This window comes from Microcella alkalica (assembly GCF_014137945.1).
Taxonomy (GTDB): domain Bacteria; phylum Actinomycetota; class Actinomycetes; order Actinomycetales; family Microbacteriaceae; genus Microcella; species Microcella alkalica.
Map to the genome: position 1 here is coordinate 1 of NZ_JACGWX010000009.1, position 19,051 is coordinate 19,051.

The window sequence follows — 19,051 nt, forward strand, 5'->3', positions numbered from 1 at the left end:
GCACCGTCTTCAAGCTGCCGCTCGCGGCGAACCCGCGCGCGAAGATGCAGGGCATCAAGGAGGGCTTCATCAAGCTCTTCGCCTCGCGCACCTCCGGAACCGTCATCGGCGGGGTCGTCGTTGCGCCGCGGGCCTCCGAGCTGATCCTGCCGATCGCGCTCGCGGTCGAGCACCGGCTCACGGTCGACCAGCTCGCGTCGGCGATGAGCGTCTACCCCTCGCTCTCGGGGGGCATCACGGATGCCGCGCGAGCGATGCACGTCATCCGCGAGTAGCGGGGCGGCGCCCGCGCGCCTCCGGCCCGCGGTTGCGCCCGAAAGTCGCAGTTGAGCCGGAAAGTTCTGACTCAAGCGTGATTTTTCCGCTCACGTGCGACGTTCGCGAGGTCGAACGCAGCTCCTCCAGAGTCGCCGGCGCCGCCCCTGCGTCCCCGGCGACGGGCGCGCCGCGCCGCTGGCGGACGCGCACTGGCCACACTCGGGGGATGTTCTTGCCCGAGGAAATGCGCCAGTCGCTCACTCTGATCAGCGAAGTCGTCGACCGCGGTGAGCGAGCGGTGACATACCGCGCACTCGCTTCCGGTTCGATGCGTCGGCTGCACCCCGGCGTCCACATCGCGGCGTCTCGGCTGAAGGAACTCAGCCAGGACGACCGGTACCTGCTGCGCGTCGTCGCTGTGGGTTCCAGGCTGCACCGACTCGACGTGCTGTCCCACTGGTCGGCCGCCGCGCTGTGGGGGCTGCCCTCGGTCGACTCCTGGCCGGCCGCCGTGCACTCGACGGTGCCGGCCGCGAGCATGCTGGCGTCGACCCGCAGCCTCCGACGGCATCGGGCGCGTCGCGGCCCGGGAGCGCTGCGCGAGCGTCTCGGTCTCCCGGTGACCTCACTCGCCAGGACAGTCGTCGACGTCGCCGCGACGAGTCCGTTCCCGGCGGGAGTTGCGCTCGCCGACGCCGCCCTCTTCGCCGTCGCACATGGCGCGCATGCAGGGCAGACAGTGACGTCACTCCGTGCAGAACTCGAGGACGAGCTCGAGGAGCTCGCGACGGGGCCGGGGAGCGCGCGAGCCCGACGGGTCATCGGCTTCGCCGACGAGCGAGCCGACCGGCCAGGGGAGTCTCTCAGTCGGGCCACGATGCACCTGCTGGGTGCGCCGGCTCCCGAGCTGCAGTTCGCGGTCGTGGGCGTCTCGGGCCAAACGTGGCACACCGACTTCGGGTGGCCGGAGTTCGGAGCCGTCGCCGAGTTCGACGGACGCGCCAAGTACTCCGACGCGCGCTACCTCGCCGGCCGGACCCCTGCACAGGCTGTCTATGACGAGAAGCTTCGGGAGGACGACATCCGCCCCCGCGTCCGCGCCTTCGGGCGATGGGACTGGCGGACGTCGAGGTCGCGCGATCTCATGAGGTCGGCGATCATGCGACTCGGGGTGCCCTGCGATGGCAGTTGAGCCGAAAAGTCGCATCAGCGCCCAAAATTCCGCGCACAACTGCAACTTTCGCACTCAAGTGGGGGTCGGGCGCGCGGGGTCGGGCGCGCGGGGTCGGCCGCGCGGGCGCGGGCGCGGCCGCTAGTCGGCGATCGTGAGGAGCACGTGGCCCGCGGCGACCGTCTCGCCGACCGTCGCGTTCACCCCGGAGACCGTGCCGTCCTTGTGCGCCGTCATCGGCTGCTCCATCTTCATCGCCTCGAGCACGGCGACGAGGTCGCCCGTGACGACCCTGTCGCCTTCGGCAACGGCGAGCTTCACGACCGTGGCCTGCATCGGGCTCTTCACCGCGTCGCCCGACGCGCCGATCGCGACCGCCGTGCCTCCCCGGCGGCGTGGGGCGACGGCGAGGGCGGTCTGGGCGCGGGATGCTCCGCTCGGCATGAGCGAATCGGGCAGCGACACCTCCAGGCGCTTGCCGCCGACCTCGACGACGACCGTGTGGCGCGCGGCAGGCGCCGACACCTCGTCGGCGAGCGAGCCGCTCCAGGGCTCGAGCCGGTTGTCGAACTCGGTCTCGATCCACCGCGTGAACACCGTGAAGGGAGCGCCGTCGGCGGGCGCGAACGCGGGGTCGTCGACGACTGCGCGGTGGAACGGAAGCACGGTGGGCAGGCCGGCCACCTCGAATTCGGCGAGAGCGCGGCGCGAGCGCTCGAGGGCATCCTCACGGGTCTTGCCCGTCACGATGAGCTTCGCAAGAAGCGAGTCGAAGGCGCCGGAGATGACGTCGCCGGTCGTGACGCCCGAGTCGACCCGCACGCCCGGGCCGCCGGGGAAGCGCAGAGCGTGAACGGGGCCGGGCATGGGCATGAAATTCAGCCCCGGGTCCTCTCCGTTGATGCGGAACTCGATCGAGTGGCCGTGTGCGACGGGGTCGTCGTAGCCGATCTCCTGGCCCTCGGCGACGCGGAACTGCTCGCGGACGAGGTCGATGCCCGTGACCTCCTCCGAGACGGGGTGCTCGACCTGAAGGCGCGTGTTCACCTCGAGGAACGAGACGGTGCCGTCCGAGCCGATGAGGAACTCGCACGTGCCCGCCCCGACGTAGCCGACCTCCCGCAGGATCGCTTTCGATGACGTGTACAGCAGCTCCGTCTGCTCGGCCGTCAGGAACGGCGCGGGCGCCTCCTCGACGAGCTTCTGGTGGCGGCGCTGCAGCGAGCAGTCGCGCGTCGAGATGACGACGACGTTCCCGTGCGCATCGGCGAGGCACTGGGTCTCGACGTGGCGCGGCTTGTCGAGGTACTTCTCGACGAAGCACTCGCCGCGACCGAAGGCCGCGATCGCCTCGCGGGTGGCGGAGTCGAAGAGCTCCGGCACCTCCTCGCGGGTGCGGGCGACCTTGAGGCCCCGGCCCCCGCCCCCGAACGCGGCCTTGATCGCGACGGGGAGGCCGTGCACGTCGACGAAGTCGAGCACCTCCTCGGCGCCCGAGACGGGGTTGAGGGTGCCGGGCGCAAGCGGTGCACCGACCTTCTCGGCGATGTGGCGCGCCTTGACCTTGTCGCCGAGCGCGTCGATCGCCTCGGGGGAGGGGCCGATCCAGATGAGGCCTGCATCGATAACGGCGCGAGCGAAATCCGAATTCTCGGCCAGGAACCCGTAGCCGGGGTGCACGGCGTCGGCTCCCGAGCGGCGGGCCACGGAGAGCAGCTTCTCGATCACGAGGTAGGTGTCGGCGCTCGTCGAGCCGCCGAGGGCGTAGGCCTCGTCGGCGAGCTTGACGTGGCGCGCATCGCGGTCCTGGTCGGCGTAGACGGCGACGGTGCCGAGGCGCGCGTCGCGAGCGGCGCGGATGACGCGGACGGCGATCTCGCCGCGGTTCGCGATGAGTACCTTCGAGATGCGGGCCATGGTTCTCTACCCTAGGGGCCGCCCCGCACCCCCCGTTTGGCGCGCTCTAACAAAAGCCGGGCGAATCCCTTGCAGAGGGTCACAGGCGGCGGATGCCCGTGCCATCCGGCCGTGGAGGCCGTCGTCAACGGTTCCAAAGCTCCGTCCACCGCCCGCCGAGCTCGTGCACGAGCTTGCGCACGAGCGGCACGGAGAGACCGACGACCGTGTGCGGGTCGCCCTCGATGCGCTCGATGAAGCCGGCGCCCTTCGAGTCGATCGTGAACGCGCCGGCCACCGTGAGCGGCTCGCCCGTGGCGATGTACGCGTCGATCTCCGACTCCTCGATGTCGTCGGCGAAGTGCACGACGGCGCTCGAGGAGCGGCCGACAGCGCCGCGCAGCTCGCCCCCGCGGTGGTCGATGAGCCAGTGCCCGGAGTGCAGGACTCCGCTGCGCCCGCGCTGGGCGAGCCACCGCTCGCGCGCGATCGAGGGCTCGTGCGGCTTGCCGTACACGGTGCCGTCGAGCTCGAACGCCGAGTCGCCGCCCAGGATGAACCCGTCGAGGTCGGAGGGCGCGAACCCGGCGCCGCCGCACACGCCCGGGTCGAGCACCGCCTCGGCCTTGAGGCGTGCGAGCAGCTGGACCATCTCGGCGGCCGTCAGCGGGCCCGCGGCGGCGACCGCCGCATCCTCGTCGACGAGCGGAGCGATGGCGACCGGATCGATGCCGACGGCGCGCAGCGTCGCGAGGCGGGCGGGCGAGGTCGAGGCGAGGATGAGGCGCACGCCTCGATGCTACGGGCGGTCGCTCGCAACTCAGGCGGGCCCGGCGCGGATGGCCCCCCGATCGGGCGCCTGCCGCCCCGAGGCCTGAGTTCCGGGTGGTCGCCCGCACCTAGGCTGGGGCGCATGGGAGAGAACACCGGCCGCGAGGTCGAACTGACGGTGGAGCGCATCGCGCACGGCGGCATCTCGGTGGGCCGGCTCGACGGGCGGGTGGTCTTCGTGGCCGACGCGATCCCGGGTGAGACGGTGCGCGCGCGCATCTCCGATGACCGCAAGAAGAGCTTCTGGCGCGCCGATGCGATCGAGGTGCTGGCGCCGAGCGAGCACCGCCGCGACCATGTCTGGCCCGTCGCGAGCATTGCCCGCGACCCCCGGCAGCGGGCCGGCGGCGCCGAGTTCGGTCACATAGCGCTCAGTCACCAGCGCGAGCTCAAGCGCCAGGTCCTCGCCGAGTCGCTGCAGCGCATGGCCGGCGTCGAGAGCGACGTCAGGGTCGAGCAGCTCCCGGGCGACCACGCCGCGAACGGGCTCGGATGGCGCACGCGCATCCGCCTCCACGTCGACGACGAGGGCCGCATCGGTCCGATGGCGAGCCGCTCGCACACGGTGATCCCGGTGACGGATGCTCCGCTCGCCTCTCCCGCGGTCCAGGCCGCGACGCCGTTCAGCGAGCGCTTCACGGGCCTTGGCACGGTCGACGTGCTCGCCCCCACGGTCGGCGACGCGCGCCTCGTGCTCGGCGAGCAGAAGCCGACGGTCATCAGTGAGCGCGTCGGCGAGAGAACCTTCCGCCTCGACGACACCGGGTTCTGGCAGGTGCACCGGGAGGCTCCCGCGGCGCTCACGGCCGCGGTGCAGGCCGCGATCGACGATGCCGCGTTCGACCCTCGGGCAGCGAACCTCGACCTCTACGGCGGGGTCGGGCTCCTCGCCGCGGCCGTCGGCGACCGATTCGGCGCCTCGACGCGCGTCACGAGCGTCGAGGCGGATGAGCGCGCGACCGAGCGCGCGGCCGAGAACCTCGCCGAATGGGTGGGCGCCGCGGCCGTGACCGGGCGCGTGGACCGCTTCCTGCGCGAGCTCGAGCAGTCGGCGAGCGCGGCCGAGCGCGCGCGTCTGCGGGCGGCGACCGTCGTCCTCGACCCGCCGCGCGCGGGAGCCGGCACCGAGGTCATGGCGGCGCTCGGTCGACTCTCGCCCGCTCAGCTCGTCTACGTCGCGTGCGATCCCGTCGCGCTCGCCCGGGATGTCGCGCTCGCCGCCCAGCACGGGTACCGACTCGCGCGGCTGCGCGCCTTCGATCTCTTCCCGCACACCCACCATGTCGAGGCCGTGGCGTCGCTCGTCCGCGACTGATTCTCGCGTCGACGACCGGCGACCAGGCGTCTTCACCGGCGCGGCGCGGCACGGCCCGAGGCACCTCGGGCGACTAGCATGGGGCGAGCACCGCAGCCCGACGGTGCGCTCCGAGCCGCTCAGGGAAGTAGAACGTCGTCGTGGTCGCACCCCAGGGGAAGAAGGTCCGGATCGCCGTGGTCGACGACCACGAGTCCGTCCGCCTCGGCCTCCAGGCCGCCTTCACCAACACGGGCTTCGAGTTCGTGCTCGCCGCCGCGACCGTCCCCGAGTTCGTCGAGGGCCTGGGCTCGGGCGAGGTCGATGTCGTCGTCCTCGATCTGTCGCTCGGCGACGGCTCGAGCGTGACCGAGAACGTCAAGGCCGTGCAGGCCACCGGCTCGGCTGTGCTCGTGCACTCGATCGCCGACCGGGTCGCGAGCGTGCGCGAGGCCCTCGCTGCAGGGGCTGCCGGCGTCATTCCCAAGTCATCGGCGACCAAGACCGTCATCGCCGCGGCAGAGACCGTCGCGCGGGGCGAGGTGCTCAACAACCTCGAGTGGGCGAGCGCGATCGATGCCGACCGCGACTTCGCCAAGGCGCAGCTCGGTCGGCGCGAGCGCGAGATCCTCCACCTCTACGCCTCGGGCCTGCCGCTCAAGCTCGCCGCGCAGCAGCTGGGCATCGGCTACTCGACGGCGCGCGAGTACCTCGACCGGATCCGTGCGAAGTACGTCGAAGTCGGAAGACCGGCGCCGACGAAGGTCGACCTCTTGCGCCGCGCCGTGGAGGACGGCATCCTCCCGGGCCTCGACAACGACGGCGATGACTCGGCCTGAGCCGGCTCCAAGCGCGGCGAAGCAGCCGCGTCAGCCGATCAGCCGCAAGCGGGTCGACACCGTCCTATCCCGCTCGGTCGCGTGGTTCGGCGTGGTCTTCGGCATCCAGGCGCTCCTGCTGGTCATCCCGCAGTACGGGCTCGCGCAGCCGTTCTGGGCCACGATCGCGATCGGTGCGCTCTACGGCTCTCTTCTGCTGTCGCTGGTGTGCTCCATGCTCAAGCGCTTCGTCGTCGGAGCCCACCGCATCGTCGCCGCTGTGTACGTGCTGGCGCTGCTCACCTGGCCCCACTTCCTCGCTGACCCGGCGAACCCGCAGGAGGGCGATCACTGGCTGTACCTGCTGACGACGGTGGCGACCGCGAGCGCGGCGATCGGTCTGAGCGTCCGTGGCGCGCTCGTGTACCTCTTCGTCGTTCCCTTCATATACGGCATCATCCGCGCGCTGCCCGCGGGCGGCGGCGGTCCGTGGGAGCTGGGGCTCTTCAACGCCGTCTACGCCGTCATCCTCGGGGGCGCCGTCCTCGTCATCATCACGATGACCCGCGCCGCGTCGAGCTCGGTCGACGACGCCCAGGGCACGGCGCTCGACCGGTACTCGTACGCGGTGCGGCAGCACGCGACGGAGGTCGAGCGCGTCCACGTCGATGCGATCGTCCACGACAGCGTCCTGACGACGTTCCTCTCGGCGGCCCGGGCCGAGTCGCGGGAGGAGAAGCAGCTCGCTGCGACCATGGCGGCCAATGCGATGCGACACCTCGAGGAGGCCGCGCTCGCGACGCCTGACGACGGCAGCACGGTTCGCTTCCGCCAGGTCGCCGATCGCATCGTCCGCGCCGCACGCGAGATGTCGGTGCCGTTCTCCATCCGCGTCCGATCGCTCGACACGCGCATCGTGCCCGCAGCCCAGGCCGAAGCGCTCTACTCGGCATCCGTGCAGGCGATGGTCAACTCCATCCAGCACGCGGGCGGTCCGGAGGTGCGTCGCTGGTTGCGGGTCGCCGGCGTCCAGGGTGGCGCGATCGAGATCGAGGTCGGCGACGCGGGCAGGGGCTTCGACCTCGCGAGGGTGCCGGGCGAGCGGCTCGGCGTCCGCCGATCGATCATCGAGCGCGTCGCGAACGCCGGAGGCGCCGCGGAGGTCCGGGCCGCGCCGGGCACCGGAACGGTCGTGGTGGTGCGCTGGCCCGTGTTCGCTCCTGCGATCGATGAGTCCTCTGCGGCCGAGACCATCGGGGGGGCCCGATGAGGATCGGGGTGCCCCGCGCGCTCATCGTCACGATGGCCGCCCTGTTCTCCGGGTACCACATCGTGCTCGGCCTGTACACGATAGACATCCCCTCCAACCCGCTCGCCGTGCTCGCGGCCATGGTCCTCTACGCTCTCGCCTCCACGATCAGCCTCCTGCCGGGCCAGCCCGAGCGGATGCCCGTGTGGATGGCCGCGCTCAACGTCGCGGTGTGCGTGAGCATGACGCTGCTCATCACACCGCAGCTGGACCCGGCCAGGGAGGGCGGGCTCGGCTACGCGACCTGGTACGTCGCCGCGATCGGCACTCTCCTGACCATCACCTCGACGCGCAAGCGCCACCTGTTCGCCTGGGCCGGCATCGTGCTCCTCGTCGTCCAGACGATCTGGTGGGGCGGCCCCGGCCTGCTTCTGAGCATCGGTGTCATCGGGTCGGCGGCGTGGGTGGCCATCTCTCACATCCTCAGCCGAGCGCTCGCGAAGGCCTCGCTCGACGCCCAGCGATTCGCTCAGGCCGAGCGCGAGGCGACCGACTGGCAGGCCGCGCAGGAGGCCCACCTCTACGAGCGGCAGTTCCGGCTCGGCCAGACGAGCACGATGGCGGCTCCCATGCTGCGCGTGATCGAGCGGTCGGGCGGCGAGCTCTCGGAGGAGCAGCGCCGCGAGTGCCTCTACCTCGAGGCGGCGATCCGCGACGAGATCCGCGGGCGGGAGCTGCTCAACGATGCTGTCCGGGCGCAGGTCATGGCCGCGCGCCGGCGCGGAGCGACCGTCACCCTCTTCGACGAGGGCGGTCTCGACGGCGTGGACCCGGAGGAGCACGAGCTGATCCTCGACCAGCTCGCGGTCGCGATCCGGGGAACCGGCGCGCGACGCATCATCGCCCGTACCGCACCGGCGGACTCGGAGATCGCGGTCACGGTCGTCGGACTCACGCCCGTGGGCGACGGCTCGGCGCGCGACCTCGGGTCGGCCGAGGAGGAGGACGACGAGGACGACGCGGTCGACCTCTGGCTGGAGATTCCGCGGCCATCCGCCCGCCGGTCGTCCTGACCGCTGGTCGTCCGCCTCGGGCGCGTCCGACGGACGGATGCCCGTTAACGATCGAAGGGCCGGAGTACCCATCTCCGGCCCTTCGCAACGTATCGAGTTAGACCCACAACCCGAATGCGGATCTAACTCGCCCCCCAATCACCCGGCCGATTACCCTATTCGGCCGGTGAAGGGTGGTGCGCTCAGAGAGAGCCGCACCGATTACCTGCAATAGTGCCGCCAGGACGAGGTCTGCGCAGTCGTCATTTTGGGGGACTGCCGGGGTACATTTTCCGTACCCCGATCGCTCTGTTGCCCGAGTTTCCGGGAGTGTGGGACTGAATCCTGCTCGATACCGGGGTACATCCCCCGTCCGGGGGTAGCGATTCGGCGTCTCGACACCCTCCCGGTTGCGAAATCCGCACCGCTCACGACGGATTCCGCACTTCCCGCGCGCAGGTCACGCGGAAAGGGCCGGAGTTCCGACGGGCGTCAGCAGCCCCGCTGGCCCCGAGAGGCGCTCCACGCGCCCGGTCCTGCGTGGACGGCGGCACGGGGAGCTCGAGCGGCGCGGCGCCACAGGTCGTCGGCCACGGCTTTGCGCGGCGCGCCCAACGACGCCTGCTCGGCGAGCGCAGCGGCGATCACGGCCTGTGTCGCGGCGAGCTCCTCCTCGGTGGGATCGCCCGACACGAAGCGCACGAGCACCTCCAGCGGAGCATCCGCGCTCCGCGAGCCGACCTCGGCCGTCACAGCGGGATGTTCCCGTGCTTCTTGGGCGGCAGGCTGGCGCGCTTGCCCTTCAAGGCTCGCAGCGCCTTGATGATCGCGACGCGCGTGGCCGCGGGCTCGATGATCCCGTCGATCTCGCCGCGCTCGGCCGCGAGGAACGGGCTCGCGACGTTGTAGGTGTACTCATTGGCCAGGCGCGTGCGCACCGCCGCGACGTCCTCGCCGGCTGCCTCGGCCGCCTTGATCTCATTTCGGTAGAGGATGTTCACCGCGCCCTGCCCACCCATGACGGCGATCTCGGCCGTGGGCCAGGCGAGGTTGATGTCGGCGCCCAGCTGCTTGGAGCCCATGACGATGTACGCGCCGCCGTAGGCCTTGCGGGTGATGACCGTCACGAGCGGGACGGTCGCCTCGGCGTAGGCGTAGAGCAGTTTCGCGCCGCGGCGGATGACGCCCGTCCACTCCTGGTCGGTGCCGGGCAGGTAGCCGGGCACATCGACGAGGGTGAGGATCGGGATGCTGAAGGCGTCGCAGAATCGCACGAAGCGCGCCGCCTTCTCACCGGCGTCGATGTTGAGCGTTCCTGCCATGGCCTTCGGCTGGTTCGCGATCACGCCGACGCTGCGGCCGTCGACGCGCGCGAAGCCGATGACGATGTTCGGAGCGAAGAGAGGCTGGACCTCCAGGAACGAGCCCGCGTCGACGACGTGGTCGATGATGTCGAGCACGTCGTAGGGCTGGTTCGGGCTGTCGGGGACCATCGTGTTGAGGCGACGGTCGTCGTCGGTGATCTCGAGCTCGGCCTCGGATGCGTACTCGGGCAGGTCGGCGAGGTTGTTGTCGGGTAGGTAGCTCAGCAGCGTGCGTGCGTAGTCGAAGACATCGTTCTCGTCGGCGGCGAGGTAGTGCGCGACGCCCGAGACGCGGTTGTGGGTGAGCGCGCCGCCCAGCTCCTCCATCCCGACGTCCTCTCCCGTGACGGTCTTGATGACGTCGGGACCCGTCACGAACATCTGGCTCGTCTTGTCGACCATGAGCACGAAGTCGGTGAGCGCGGGGGAGTACACCGCGCCGCCCGCCGCTGGCCCGCAGATGATCGAGATCTGCGGGATGACGCCGGACGCGGCAGTGTTGCGGCGGAAGATCTCGCCGTACTTGCCGAGGGCGACGACGCCCTCCTGGATGCGCGCCCCGCCGGAGTCGAGGACCCCGATGATCGGCACGCCCGTCTTGATCGCGAGCTCCATGACCTTGATGATCTTCTCGCCGGCGACCTCGCCGAGAGATCCGCCGAAGATCGTGAAGTCCTGGCTGTAGACGGCGACCTGTCGACCGTGGATCGTGCCGGTGCCGGTGACGACCGCGTCGCCGTAGGGCCGCTTGGCCTCCATCCCGAAGGCGTGCGTGCGGTGGCGGACGAACTCGTCGAGCTCGACGAAGCTGCCGTGATCCAGGAGCGCGTCGATGCGCTCGCGCGCGGTCATCTTTCCCTTGGCGTGCTGCTTCTCGATCGCAGCCTCGCCCGCCGCCGTGACGGCCTCGTGGTAGCGGACGCGGAGGTCGGCGATCTTGCCGGCGGTCGTCGACAGGTCGGGAGCAGGGGTCTCGTCGGTCACCGGGTCAGCCTATCGACCAGCCACCGGGCCGCACCGTTGGGGGAATGGCACAAAAAGGGGATGCGGCGGTGTGCGCCCCGGGACGGAGCCCGGACATCCCGCCGTCGCCCCGCGTTCACCGCGACGCCCGCGAAGCGACACCCGCCGCTCGTACCGTCGGTCGCGGCAACAGCCTGCGTTTCGAGCGGGCGGAGCGAGGGGGAGTCGATGCCGGTGCCCTGCACGACCGCGTGGGTCGAGTCGCCCCTGCAGCTGCTCGGGGCACTCGAGCACGCCGCGCTCACCGCGGACGAGCGCGATCAGCCGCTCGCGATCATCCCGCGCGCGGGCGATCCCCAGCTCGGGCGGACCGCCGATGTCGCGCACGCGCGGGAGATGCCGCGAGCCACGGCCATCGGCATCGAGCGGCGGTTGCTGCCGTGGCCGCGGTTCCGGGCGGGAGGCGATTGGCTCGTCGGCGATCCGTTCTCCGGCCTCGTGCAGGCCCGGCTGGCGAGAGCGGTGCCGGAGAGGCTCGTGATCGTCGACGACGGAGCGATCACCCGCCGGCTCGCGCGCCTGCTGGACGCGGGCGAGCCGCTCCTGCGTCCCGCCGGGCGCGAGGGAGAGTCGTTGTCCGGTCTTCGGACGACTCTCGGCGCGACGACGACGCGGACGCTCCTGGCGCTCGCCGCCGAGGGCCGGCTCGAGGTCACGACCTACCTCGACCCGGCCGACCCTGCGAGCGGTCTGCTCGGCGGGCTGGGCGCCGTCGTCCGCCACCATCGCTTCGCCTGGACGCGCGACCAGGGGCTCGAGGCCCGCGCCGTCCCTCCTGACCACCTGATCGTGCTGGGCACCGCCGGGGTCGCGGACGGGCGCGTCGACCCCGCTGAACAGCGTCGCTTCGTGGCGGAGCTCGCCCGCGCTGGTCGCGTCGCCTATCTACCTCATCGCCGCGAGCCCGGCTGGTTCCTGCGCGCCGTTGCCCGCGAGCGCAACGTCGTCGTGATCCCCGCCCACGTGCCGATCGAGCTCTCCCTCGGCGGAGCGAGCCGTGCACTCGACATCGTGAGCCGCCCGTCCAGCGCGCTCGAGACGCTGCGACTCGTCCTCGACGGGACACGGTCGCGCATTCTGCTCGCTGACCCGCTTTCGGCGGCGGGATGAGCGTGCTCGCGGTGATCCCCGCGCGGGGCGGGTCGAAGGGCGTGCCGGGCAAGAACCTGCGGATGGTCGGCGGGCGGAGCCTCGTGGCGAGGGCGGTCGGCGCGGCCCGCGCCGCGGCATCCGTCGACCGGGTCGCGGTGAGCACCGACGATCCCGCGATCGCCCGCGAGGCCGAGGCGAGCGGTGCCGTCGTCGTCCTGAGGCCCGCGGCGCTCGCCACAGACGAGTCCGCGTCGGAGGAGGCCCTTCTGCACGCGCTCGCTGTCGTGGGCGACGATGTCGAGGTTCTGGTGTTCCTGCAGGCGACGTCGCCCTTCATCGATCCGACCGACGTGGATGCCGCGGTCGCGCGTGTGCGCGCCGGCGAGGCCGACGTCGTCTTCGCCGCGATCGCGACGCCGGTGTTCCTGTGGGGTCCGAGTGCGGCCGACGGAGCCGGAGCCGCGCAGGGCTGGGCGGGCGTCAATCACGACGCCTCCCGCCGACTGAGACGGCAGGAGCTCCCCTCGCAGGTCGCCGAGACAGGCGCCTTCTACGTCATGGACGCCCAGCGGTTCCGCGCCGCCGGGCACCGGTTCTTCGGGCGTATCGAGCCGGCGATCGTCGCCGAGCGGATGGCCTTGGAGATCGACACCGAGGAGCAGCTCCTGCTCGCCGACGCCCACGCGGGCTTCTTCGAAGGAGGGTGCTCGTGAGCGTCATGATCGCCGGCCGGCCCGTGGGGCCCGGATGCCCCGTCTACGTGATCGCGGAGATCGGCCTGAACCACAACGGCGACGTCGAGGTCGCCAAGCAGCTCATCGACGTCGCCGCTGATGCGGGCGTCGACGCGGTCAAGTTCCAGAAGCGGACGCCCGAGCTCGCGACGCCGCCCCACATGCGCGACGTCGTGCGCGAGACCCCGTGGGGGGCGATGACGTACCTCGAGTACCGCCACCGCGTCGAGCTCGATCGCGAGCAGTACATCGAGATCGGCGACCACGCGATGCTGCGCGGCCTCACCTGGTTCGCCTCGCCATGGGACGAGCCGAGCGTGGCGTTCCTCGAGGCACTGAACGTCGCCGCGTACAAGGTCGCCTCGGCCTCCGTCACAGACCTCGCCCTGCTGCGGACGATCGCGGGGACGGGTCGTCCGGTCATCCTCTCGACGGGAATGTCGACGCTCGAGCAGATCGACGCCGCGGTCGCCGCGCTCGACGCCGACGAGCGCCTCATCGTGCTCCACGCCACGTCGACGTACCCCATGCCGGCCAGCGAGGCCAACCTGCGGATGATCCCCGTGCTCGCGGCTCGCTACCCGGACGTGCCGGTGGGCTATTCGGGCCACGAGCCCGGCCTGCAGATCAGCCTCGCTGCGGTCGCCCTGGGCGCGACGGCGATCGAGCGCCACATCACGCTGGACCGGGCGATGTGGGGCAGCGACCAGGCAGCCTCGCTCGAGCCCCGCGGACTCGAGCGGCTCGTTCGCGACGTGCGCGTGATCGAGGAGGCTCTCGGCGACGGCATCAAGCGCGTCCAGCCGGGCGAGCTCGCCCCGATGGCGAAGCTGCGCCGGGTCCGAGCATGAGCCTCATCGCCCTCGCGGACTCCGACTCGTATCTGAAGTGGGCGGCCGGGACGGCGGAGCGCCTGGTCGCCTCGGGGGCGGTCGATGAGGCGGTCGTGCAGCTGCTCGCGAGCCCCGTGCTCCCGAGTGAGCCGCAGCGTCGCGCTGCGCTGGATCGGAGCCGCTGGCGCAGTCGCGACCTCGCCGTGCTCAGGCTTCTGGATCTCGTCGAGCAGGTTCGAGTTCGGCGGCCCCAGGCGGTGCTCGTCGGCATGCGCGGGCCGACCGCCGCCGTCGTGCTGCGCGAGCTCTCCTCCCTCCCCGATAGACCCGTCCTCGTCACGGGTCTCCCGGGCCTGGCGATCCCGGCCACGCGCAAGGCGCTCTACTACCGGGCGCAGGCCGACCTCATGGTCGTGCACTCACGCGGGGAGCGGCGGGCGTTCGACACCCGCGCCCGCGAGCTGGGCTGGGATCACCGCTTCGCACTCTCCTCCCTCCCATTCCTCGAGCGTCGACCGGCCTCGGGCGACGACATCGTGTTCGCCGCGCAGGCGCTTGTTCCTGCGACTGTCGAGGAGCGTCGATGGCTCGTGCGCCGGCTCGATGCGCTCGCCCGCGGCCTTCCGCACCGCCGCGTCGTGCTGAAGGTGCGTGCGACAGCGAACGAGCAGCAGACGCACGCGGAGCGCTGGCCGTTGCCCGACCTGCTCGAGGAGCTGCCCGACCGAGCGCCGAACCTCGTCGTGCGCGGCGGATCCATGCAAGACGCTCTCGATTCCGCGGGGGCGCTCGCGACCGTCAGCTCGACGGCGATCATCGAAGCGGTCGCACGCGGGATTCCCGCTCTCGCGGTCGACGACTTCGGGGTCTCGGAGGCGCTCATCAACCCGGTCTTCCGCGGCTCGGGCCTGCTGGGATCGATCGACGGCCCGTTGGATGGGCGCTTCCGGATGCCCGACGCGACGTGGGCCGCCGACAACTATCTCCACACCGAGGCCGACGACGATGTCGCGACCGTTCTGGCGGCGCTCATCGCCGAGCGCGCGAGCGGAGCGCTGCCGGCCCGCCGCCCGGTGCGGTCCACGCTCGGTGGCCCGCTGCGCCGCGCGTGGGACCGCAAGACCGCGCTCGGGCCTCACGACCGCAGTCTCATCGGGGCCGCGGCTCTCGCTGTGGGGACCCCTGTGCGCGCGATTGCTCGGCGCGCGACGCGCTTGCGGAGCGTGCTCTCCCCCTGAGCCGCAGCATCCCCCATCGCCCGCGGCCGTCTGCGCGGCGCGTTGACCGACCTCTGGCCCGCGGATACGCTCGCGGCTGACGGCCCGCTGCCCGGCGGGCCGCACCCCACGTGCAGCGGAGGCACCCATGTCGACGGCGACCCAGGGCGGGAGCGCGGCGGCGCTCGCCGTCGAGCAGAACGGCATCAACGTCATCCACGAGTCGGAGCGCAAGGGGATTCCGCGCGACCTCTTCTGGCCGTGGGCCGCCGCGAACATCTCGGTGTTCGGGATCGCGTACGGCGCGTTCCTGCTCTACTTCGGCGTCTCGTTCTGGCAGGCGATCGTGGTGGGCGTGATCGGCATCGGCGTCTCCTTCTTCTTCGTCGGCGTGATCGCGCTCGCGGGCAAGCGCGGCTCGGCGCCGACGCTCGTGCTCAGCAGGGCGATCTTCGGCGTCGACGGCAACCGGGTGCCGAGCATCCTGTCGTGGGTCCTGACGGTGGGATGGGAGACGGTGCTCGTGTCTCTCGCCGTGCTCGCGACCTCGACCGTGTTCGGGGCGCTCGGCTTCGATGCCGGCATCGTCACGCAGGTCGTCGCGCTCGTCGTCGTCGGCGCGCTCGTGATCGCGGCGGGCGTCATGGGCTTCGACCTCATCATGCGTCTGCAGAAGTGGATCACGATCGCCACGGGCGTGCTGACGATCGTCTACGTCGTCCTTGTCCTCCCGCAGATCGACTTCGGCGCGGTGCTCGCGCTCCCGGGGGCCGAGGTGGGCGCCGTGATCGGCGGACTCGTCTTCATGCTCACCGGGTTCGGGCTGGGCTGGGTCAACGCCGCGGCCGACTACTCGCGCTATCTGCCGCGCTCGGCATCGAGCCGCGGCGTCGTCGCGTGGACGACCGTCGGGGCCTCGTGGGCGCCGGCGCTGCTGCTGCTCGTCGGCCTCCTGCTCGCGGGCTCATCGACGACGACGCTCGACGCGATCGGCGCCGACCCCGTCGGGGCGCTGTCGACGATCCTGCCGACGTGGTTCCTCATCCCGTTCGCGATCGTCGCCGTGCTCGGCTTCGTCGGCGGCGCCGTGCTCGACATCTACTCGTCGGGGCTCTCGCTGCTCGCGGCGGGCCTGAAGCTCCCGCGCGCCGCCGCAGTCGGCATCGACGGGGCCCTCATGGTCGTCGGCACGATCTTCGTCGTCTTCATCGCCCAGGACTTCTTCGGCCCGTTCCAGGGCTTCCTCATCACGCTCGGGGTGCCGATCGCGGCGTGGGCGGGCATGTTCATCGCCGACATCATCGTGCGGAAGCAGCCGTACGCCGACGCTGAGCTCTACGACCGCGGCGGCCGCTACGGCTCGGTGCGCTGGGAGTCGATCGCGCTGCTCGTGGTCGGAACGGCTATCGGCTGGGGCTTCGTCTCGAACGCGTGGGCGAGCGAGGCCTTCGCCTGGCAGGGCTACTTCCTGGGGGCTGTCGGCGGGCTCGACGGACCGCTCGGCGGCGCGAACCTCGGCGTGCTGTTCTCGCTCGTGATCGGCTTCGCCGGCTACCTCCTCCTCGGGCGTGCGGCCGTGCGCCGGCAGGACGCCCTCGGCGCGACCGCGCCCATCGCGTGATGAGCGGAGCGACCCTGCTGGCGGAGGAGGGTGCGGGCGCGCGTCCCTGGCTCGTCGTCATCGACATGCAGCGCGTCTTCGGGGAGGAGGGCAGCCCCTGGTTCGCTCCCGGCGCGCCTGCGATCGAGCCCGTGGTCGCGTCGCTCGTCGACGCGTTCGGCGACCGCGTCGCGCTCACCCGCTTCGTCGCCCCCGCCGAGCCGGTCGGCGCGTGGGTCCCGTACTACGCGCTTTGGCCGTTCGCGCTCGTGCCGCCGACCGACGGAATCTGGGACCTGCTGCCGAGCAACCCCGCGCGCGATCATCGGGTCGTGACGCGCACGACGTTCTCCAAATGGGATGCCGAGCTCGCCTCCCTCGTCGGTTACGAGCTGGTCCTCGCCGGGGTCTCGACCGACTGCTGCGTGCTCTCGACGGCGCTCGCCGCCGCGGACGCGGGAGTGCGGGTACGGGTCGTCGCCGACGCCTGCGCGGGCGTCACCGACGCCGACCACGAGCGCGCGCTCGCGGCGATGGCCCTCTACGCGCCGCTCATCGAGATCACGACGAGCGCCGAGATCCTCGCCGAGGTCGCGAGGGCGTGAGCGCGGTCGGGGCGGGGCCGACGCCGGGGGAGCGCGATCGCGCGCTCGGCGCGCTGCAGGGGCTCGCGATCGGCGATGCGCTCGGGATGCCCTTCCAGCTCCTGCGCCGCGACGAGGTGCGCGCGGGATGGGGCGCGATCGTCGCCGGGTTCGCGGAGCCCGCGCCCGAGCATCCGCTCGCCGGGGGCATGCCGCCGGGGGCGATCACCGACGACACCGAGCAGGCGCTCCTGGTCGCCCGGCTGCTCATCGCCGGCGAGGGCCGCATCGAGCCCGCCGCGCTCGCGCGGAAGCTCGTCGAGTGGGAGGACGACATGCGCCGCCGCGGCTCGGTCGACCTGCTCGGGCCGTCGACGACGCGCGCCGTGCAGGCCGTGCTGCGCAGCGAGCCGACCGAGACCGCCGGCCGCACGGGCACGACGAACGGAGCCGCGATGCGCATCGCGCCCGTCGGCATCGCGACGCCCGCCGACGACCTCGGGGCTCTCCTCGACGCGGTCGAGGCCGCGAGCGCCGTGACGCACGCGACATCGCTCGCGCTAGCCGCCGCATCCGCCGTCGCCGCTGCGGTGAGCGCGGGCATCGCCGGGGCGGGGATGACGGAAGCGCTCGCGAGCGGAGTCGTCGCGGCGGAGGCGTGCCGGGGCCGCGGGCACTGGATCGCCGGCGCCGACGTCGCCGAGCGCATCCGCGCCGCGCTCGCGCTCGTCGAGGCAGAGGGTCCGGGGCTCGAGCTCGAGGGCGCTGAGCGCGAGGCCGCCGTCGCTGCCCTCCTCGATCGCATCGTCCTCGTCGTCGGCACGAGCCTCGCCTCCCAGGAATCCATCCCCGCGGCGTTCGGGGTGCTCGCGCTCGCCCCGGCCGACCCGTGGCTCGCGGTGCGCGCCGCCGCCTCGCTCGGGGGCGACGCCGACACCATCGCCGCCATCGCGGGCGCGATCGTGGGCGCCGTCCACGGCACTGCGCCGTGGGAGGGCGGGCCCGCCACGACCGTCGACGCGGTGAGCGCCGAGCGACTCGGGGTCTCGTCGCTCGGGCTGCCCGTGATCGCCGACGCCCTCCTCGCGCTCCGCCACCGACCGAGTGACGAGAGGGCGACGGGATGACCGCCCGCCTCGTGAGCGTCGGCAACGCTCTCATCGACCTCGCTCTCGACGTCCCGCACCTTCCCGCGCGCGGCGGCGACGTGCGCGGCCGCTCGCGCGGCCTGCACGCCGGAGGCGCCGTCAACGTGCTGCTCGCCGCACGCAGGCAGGGTCTGCCCGCCGCGTACGCGGGCGCGCACGGCACCGGGCCGCTCGGCGATCGGGTGCGCGAGCTGCTCGCCGCCGCGGGGGTCGAGGTGCTGCTCGCGCCGCACCCGTCTCTTGACACGGGCGTCGATGTCGCCTTCACCGAGCCGGACGGCGAGCGCAGCTTCGCGACCGCCTTCGGGGCCGAGGCCGAGCTGGATGCCGGCGCACTCGCCTCCGTCGCGATCGCGGACGACGACGTCGTGCACGTCTCCGGCTACGGCCTCCTCGACTCCACCAACGGTGCCGTGCTCAGCCAGTGGATCGACGGCCTCCCGGAGCGTGCGACCGTGCTGCTCGACCCGGGGCCGCTCGCGGTCGCCGAGCGTCCGGCGGCGCTGGAGGTCGCGCTCGCTCGCGCCGACTGGGTTAGCGCGTCGCTCGAGGAGGCGCGGGCGATCACGGGCGAGCAGGAGCCGGCAGCCGCGGCTCGTGCGCTCGCGACCCGGGATCGCGGCGCGGTCGTGAGACGCGGAGCGGACGGCTGCCTCGTCGCCGTCTGCGGGTCGGTCGAGCACGTCGCGGGCTTCGTCGTCGAGCAGATCGATGCGACAGGTGCGGGCGATGCGCACCTCGGAGCGTTCGCCGCCGCGCTCGCGCGCGGGGAGGCGCCGGGCAGGGCCGCTCGCGTCGCGAACGCTGCCGCGGCGATCGCCGTCACGCGGCCCGGGCCGGGGACCGCTCCGACGCTCGCCGAGGCGCTCGAGCTCGCGGGGTGCTGA

17 protein-coding genes and 1 pseudogene are annotated in these 19,051 nt (G+C 72.2%); 14 read left to right on the forward strand and 4 right to left on the reverse strand.

What is annotated here, in order from left to right:
- A pseudogene (locus FHX53_RS12440) lies at window positions 1-275 on the forward strand (NAD(P)H-quinone dehydrogenase); the annotation flags it as partial.
- A gap of 209 nt (window positions 276-484) precedes the next feature.
- Window positions 485-1,450 (forward strand): hypothetical protein, encoded by a 966-nt coding sequence (locus FHX53_RS12445; protein WP_182491112.1) that lies wholly within the window; start codon window positions 485-487, stop codon window positions 1,448-1,450.
- A 120-nt stretch (window positions 1,451-1,570) separates the two neighbouring features.
- Here FHX53_RS12445 and FHX53_RS12450 read toward each other — a convergent pair whose 3' ends face one another.
- The gene (locus FHX53_RS12450; RefSeq protein WP_182491681.1) at window positions 1,571-3,346 is read right to left on the reverse strand and encodes an acetyl/propionyl/methylcrotonyl-CoA carboxylase subunit alpha; all 1,776 of its coding nucleotides are present in this window, start codon (window positions 3,344-3,346) and stop codon (window positions 1,571-1,573) included.
- A gap of 124 nt (window positions 3,347-3,470) precedes the next feature.
- A complete protein-coding gene (locus tag FHX53_RS12455; protein ID WP_182491682.1) occupies window positions 3,471-4,115 on the reverse strand; it encodes a Maf family protein in 645 nt (214 codons plus the stop codon).
- Window positions 4,116-4,238: 123 nt separating this feature from the next.
- On the opposite strand from FHX53_RS12455, the gene FHX53_RS12460 reads away from it, so the two are divergent.
- From FHX53_RS12460 to FHX53_RS12475, 4 genes are all read left to right on the forward strand, one after another.
- Window positions 4,239-5,471 (forward strand): class I SAM-dependent RNA methyltransferase, encoded by a 1,233-nt coding sequence (locus tag FHX53_RS12460; protein WP_182491683.1) that lies wholly within the window; start codon window positions 4,239-4,241, stop codon window positions 5,469-5,471.
- Window positions 5,472-5,611: 140 nt separating this feature from the next.
- Window positions 5,612-6,289, forward strand: coding sequence for a response regulator (locus FHX53_RS12465; protein ID WP_182491684.1), 678 nt, complete (start codon window positions 5,612-5,614; stop codon window positions 6,287-6,289).
- Window positions 6,276-7,538: a sensor histidine kinase gene (locus tag FHX53_RS12470; protein WP_182491685.1), complete on the forward strand. Its 1,263-nt coding sequence runs from the start codon at window positions 6,276-6,278 to the stop codon at window positions 7,536-7,538. Before FHX53_RS12465 ends, FHX53_RS12470 begins: the two co-directional genes overlap by 14 nt.
- 8 nt (window positions 7,539-7,546) lie before the next feature.
- The gene (locus tag FHX53_RS12475) at window positions 7,547-8,590 is read left to right on the forward strand and encodes a hypothetical protein (RefSeq protein WP_343051009.1); all 1,044 of its coding nucleotides are present in this window, start codon (window positions 7,547-7,549) and stop codon (window positions 8,588-8,590) included.
- Window positions 8,591-9,061: 471 nt separating this feature from the next.
- Here FHX53_RS12475 and FHX53_RS12480 read toward each other — a convergent pair whose 3' ends face one another.
- Window positions 9,062-9,322, reverse strand: a complete 261-nt coding sequence (locus tag FHX53_RS12480; protein ID WP_182491687.1) for an acyl-CoA carboxylase epsilon subunit — start codon at window positions 9,320-9,322, stop codon at window positions 9,062-9,064.
- Window positions 9,319-10,917: a carboxyl transferase domain-containing protein gene (locus tag FHX53_RS12485; RefSeq protein ID WP_182491688.1), complete on the reverse strand. Its 1,599-nt coding sequence runs from the start codon at window positions 10,915-10,917 to the stop codon at window positions 9,319-9,321. Before FHX53_RS12485 ends, FHX53_RS12480 begins: the two co-directional genes overlap by 4 nt.
- Before the next feature lie 207 nt (window positions 10,918-11,124).
- Between FHX53_RS12485 and FHX53_RS12490 the strand changes: the two genes are divergently transcribed.
- From FHX53_RS12490 to FHX53_RS12525, 8 genes are all read left to right on the forward strand, one after another.
- A complete protein-coding gene (locus tag FHX53_RS12490) occupies window positions 11,125-12,066 on the forward strand; it encodes a hypothetical protein (protein WP_182491689.1) in 942 nt (313 codons plus the stop codon).
- A complete protein-coding gene (locus tag FHX53_RS12495) occupies window positions 12,063-12,761 on the forward strand; it encodes an acylneuraminate cytidylyltransferase family protein (protein WP_220476433.1) in 699 nt (232 codons plus the stop codon). The genes FHX53_RS12490 and FHX53_RS12495 overlap by 4 nt, the downstream gene beginning before the upstream one ends.
- Before the next feature lie 5 nt (window positions 12,762-12,766).
- Window positions 12,767-13,633: an N-acetylneuraminate synthase family protein gene (locus tag FHX53_RS12500; protein ID WP_182491738.1), complete on the forward strand. Its 867-nt coding sequence runs from the start codon at window positions 12,767-12,769 to the stop codon at window positions 13,631-13,633.
- Window positions 13,630-14,853: a DUF6716 putative glycosyltransferase gene (locus tag FHX53_RS12505; RefSeq protein ID WP_182491690.1), complete on the forward strand. Its 1,224-nt coding sequence runs from the start codon at window positions 13,630-13,632 to the stop codon at window positions 14,851-14,853. The genes FHX53_RS12500 and FHX53_RS12505 overlap by 4 nt, the downstream gene beginning before the upstream one ends.
- 127 nt (window positions 14,854-14,980) lie before the next feature.
- Window positions 14,981-16,453 (forward strand): purine-cytosine permease family protein, encoded by a 1,473-nt coding sequence (locus tag FHX53_RS12510; protein WP_182491691.1) that lies wholly within the window; start codon window positions 14,981-14,983, stop codon window positions 16,451-16,453.
- The gene (locus FHX53_RS12515) at window positions 16,453-17,037 is read left to right on the forward strand and encodes a cysteine hydrolase family protein (protein WP_182491692.1); all 585 of its coding nucleotides are present in this window, start codon (window positions 16,453-16,455) and stop codon (window positions 17,035-17,037) included. The genes FHX53_RS12510 and FHX53_RS12515 overlap by 1 nt, the downstream gene beginning before the upstream one ends.
- Window positions 17,034-18,143 carry an ADP-ribosylglycohydrolase family protein gene (locus tag FHX53_RS12520; RefSeq protein WP_343051012.1) on the forward strand — a complete coding sequence of 370 codons (1,110 nt, stop codon included), beginning with the start codon at window positions 17,034-17,036 and terminating at the stop codon, window positions 18,141-18,143. The genes FHX53_RS12515 and FHX53_RS12520 overlap by 4 nt, the downstream gene beginning before the upstream one ends.
- Complete coding sequence (locus FHX53_RS12525; RefSeq protein ID WP_182491693.1) at window positions 18,140-19,051, forward strand: PfkB family carbohydrate kinase; 912 nt, start codon at window positions 18,140-18,142, stop codon at window positions 19,049-19,051. Before FHX53_RS12520 ends, FHX53_RS12525 begins: the two co-directional genes overlap by 4 nt.

What these genes read in the sequence shown, in the direction of transcription:
- FHX53_RS12490 (WP_182491689.1), top strand. Translation starts at nt 11,125, where the DNA reads ATGCCGGTGCCCTGCACGACCGCGTGGGTCGAGTCGCCCCTGCAGCTG.
- FHX53_RS12460 (WP_182491683.1), top strand. Translation starts at nt 4,239, where the DNA reads ATGGGAGAGAACACCGGCCGCGAGGTCGAACTGACGGTGGAGCGCATC.
- FHX53_RS12505 (WP_182491690.1), top strand. Translation starts at nt 13,630, where the DNA reads ATGAGCCTCATCGCCCTCGCGGACTCCGACTCGTATCTGAAGTGGGCG.
- FHX53_RS12525 (WP_182491693.1), top strand. Translation starts at nt 18,140, where the DNA reads ATGACCGCCCGCCTCGTGAGCGTCGGCAACGCTCTCATCGACCTCGCT.
- FHX53_RS12515 (WP_182491692.1), top strand. Translation starts at nt 16,453, where the DNA reads ATGAGCGGAGCGACCCTGCTGGCGGAGGAGGGTGCGGGCGCGCGTCCC.
- FHX53_RS12495 (WP_220476433.1), top strand. Translation starts at nt 12,063, where the DNA reads ATGAGCGTGCTCGCGGTGATCCCCGCGCGGGGCGGGTCGAAGGGCGTG.
- FHX53_RS12500 (WP_182491738.1), top strand. Translation starts at nt 12,767, where the DNA reads ATGATCGCCGGCCGGCCCGTGGGGCCCGGATGCCCCGTCTACGTGATC.
- FHX53_RS12445 (WP_182491112.1), top strand. Translation starts at nt 485, where the DNA reads ATGTTCTTGCCCGAGGAAATGCGCCAGTCGCTCACTCTGATCAGCGAA.
- FHX53_RS12470 (WP_182491685.1), top strand. Translation starts at nt 6,276, where the DNA reads ATGACTCGGCCTGAGCCGGCTCCAAGCGCGGCGAAGCAGCCGCGTCAG.
- FHX53_RS12510 (WP_182491691.1), top strand. Translation starts at nt 14,981, where the DNA reads ATGTCGACGGCGACCCAGGGCGGGAGCGCGGCGGCGCTCGCCGTCGAG.
- FHX53_RS12450 (WP_182491681.1), bottom strand. Translation starts at nt 3,346, where the DNA reads ATGGCCCGCATCTCGAAGGTACTCATCGCGAACCGCGGCGAGATCGCC.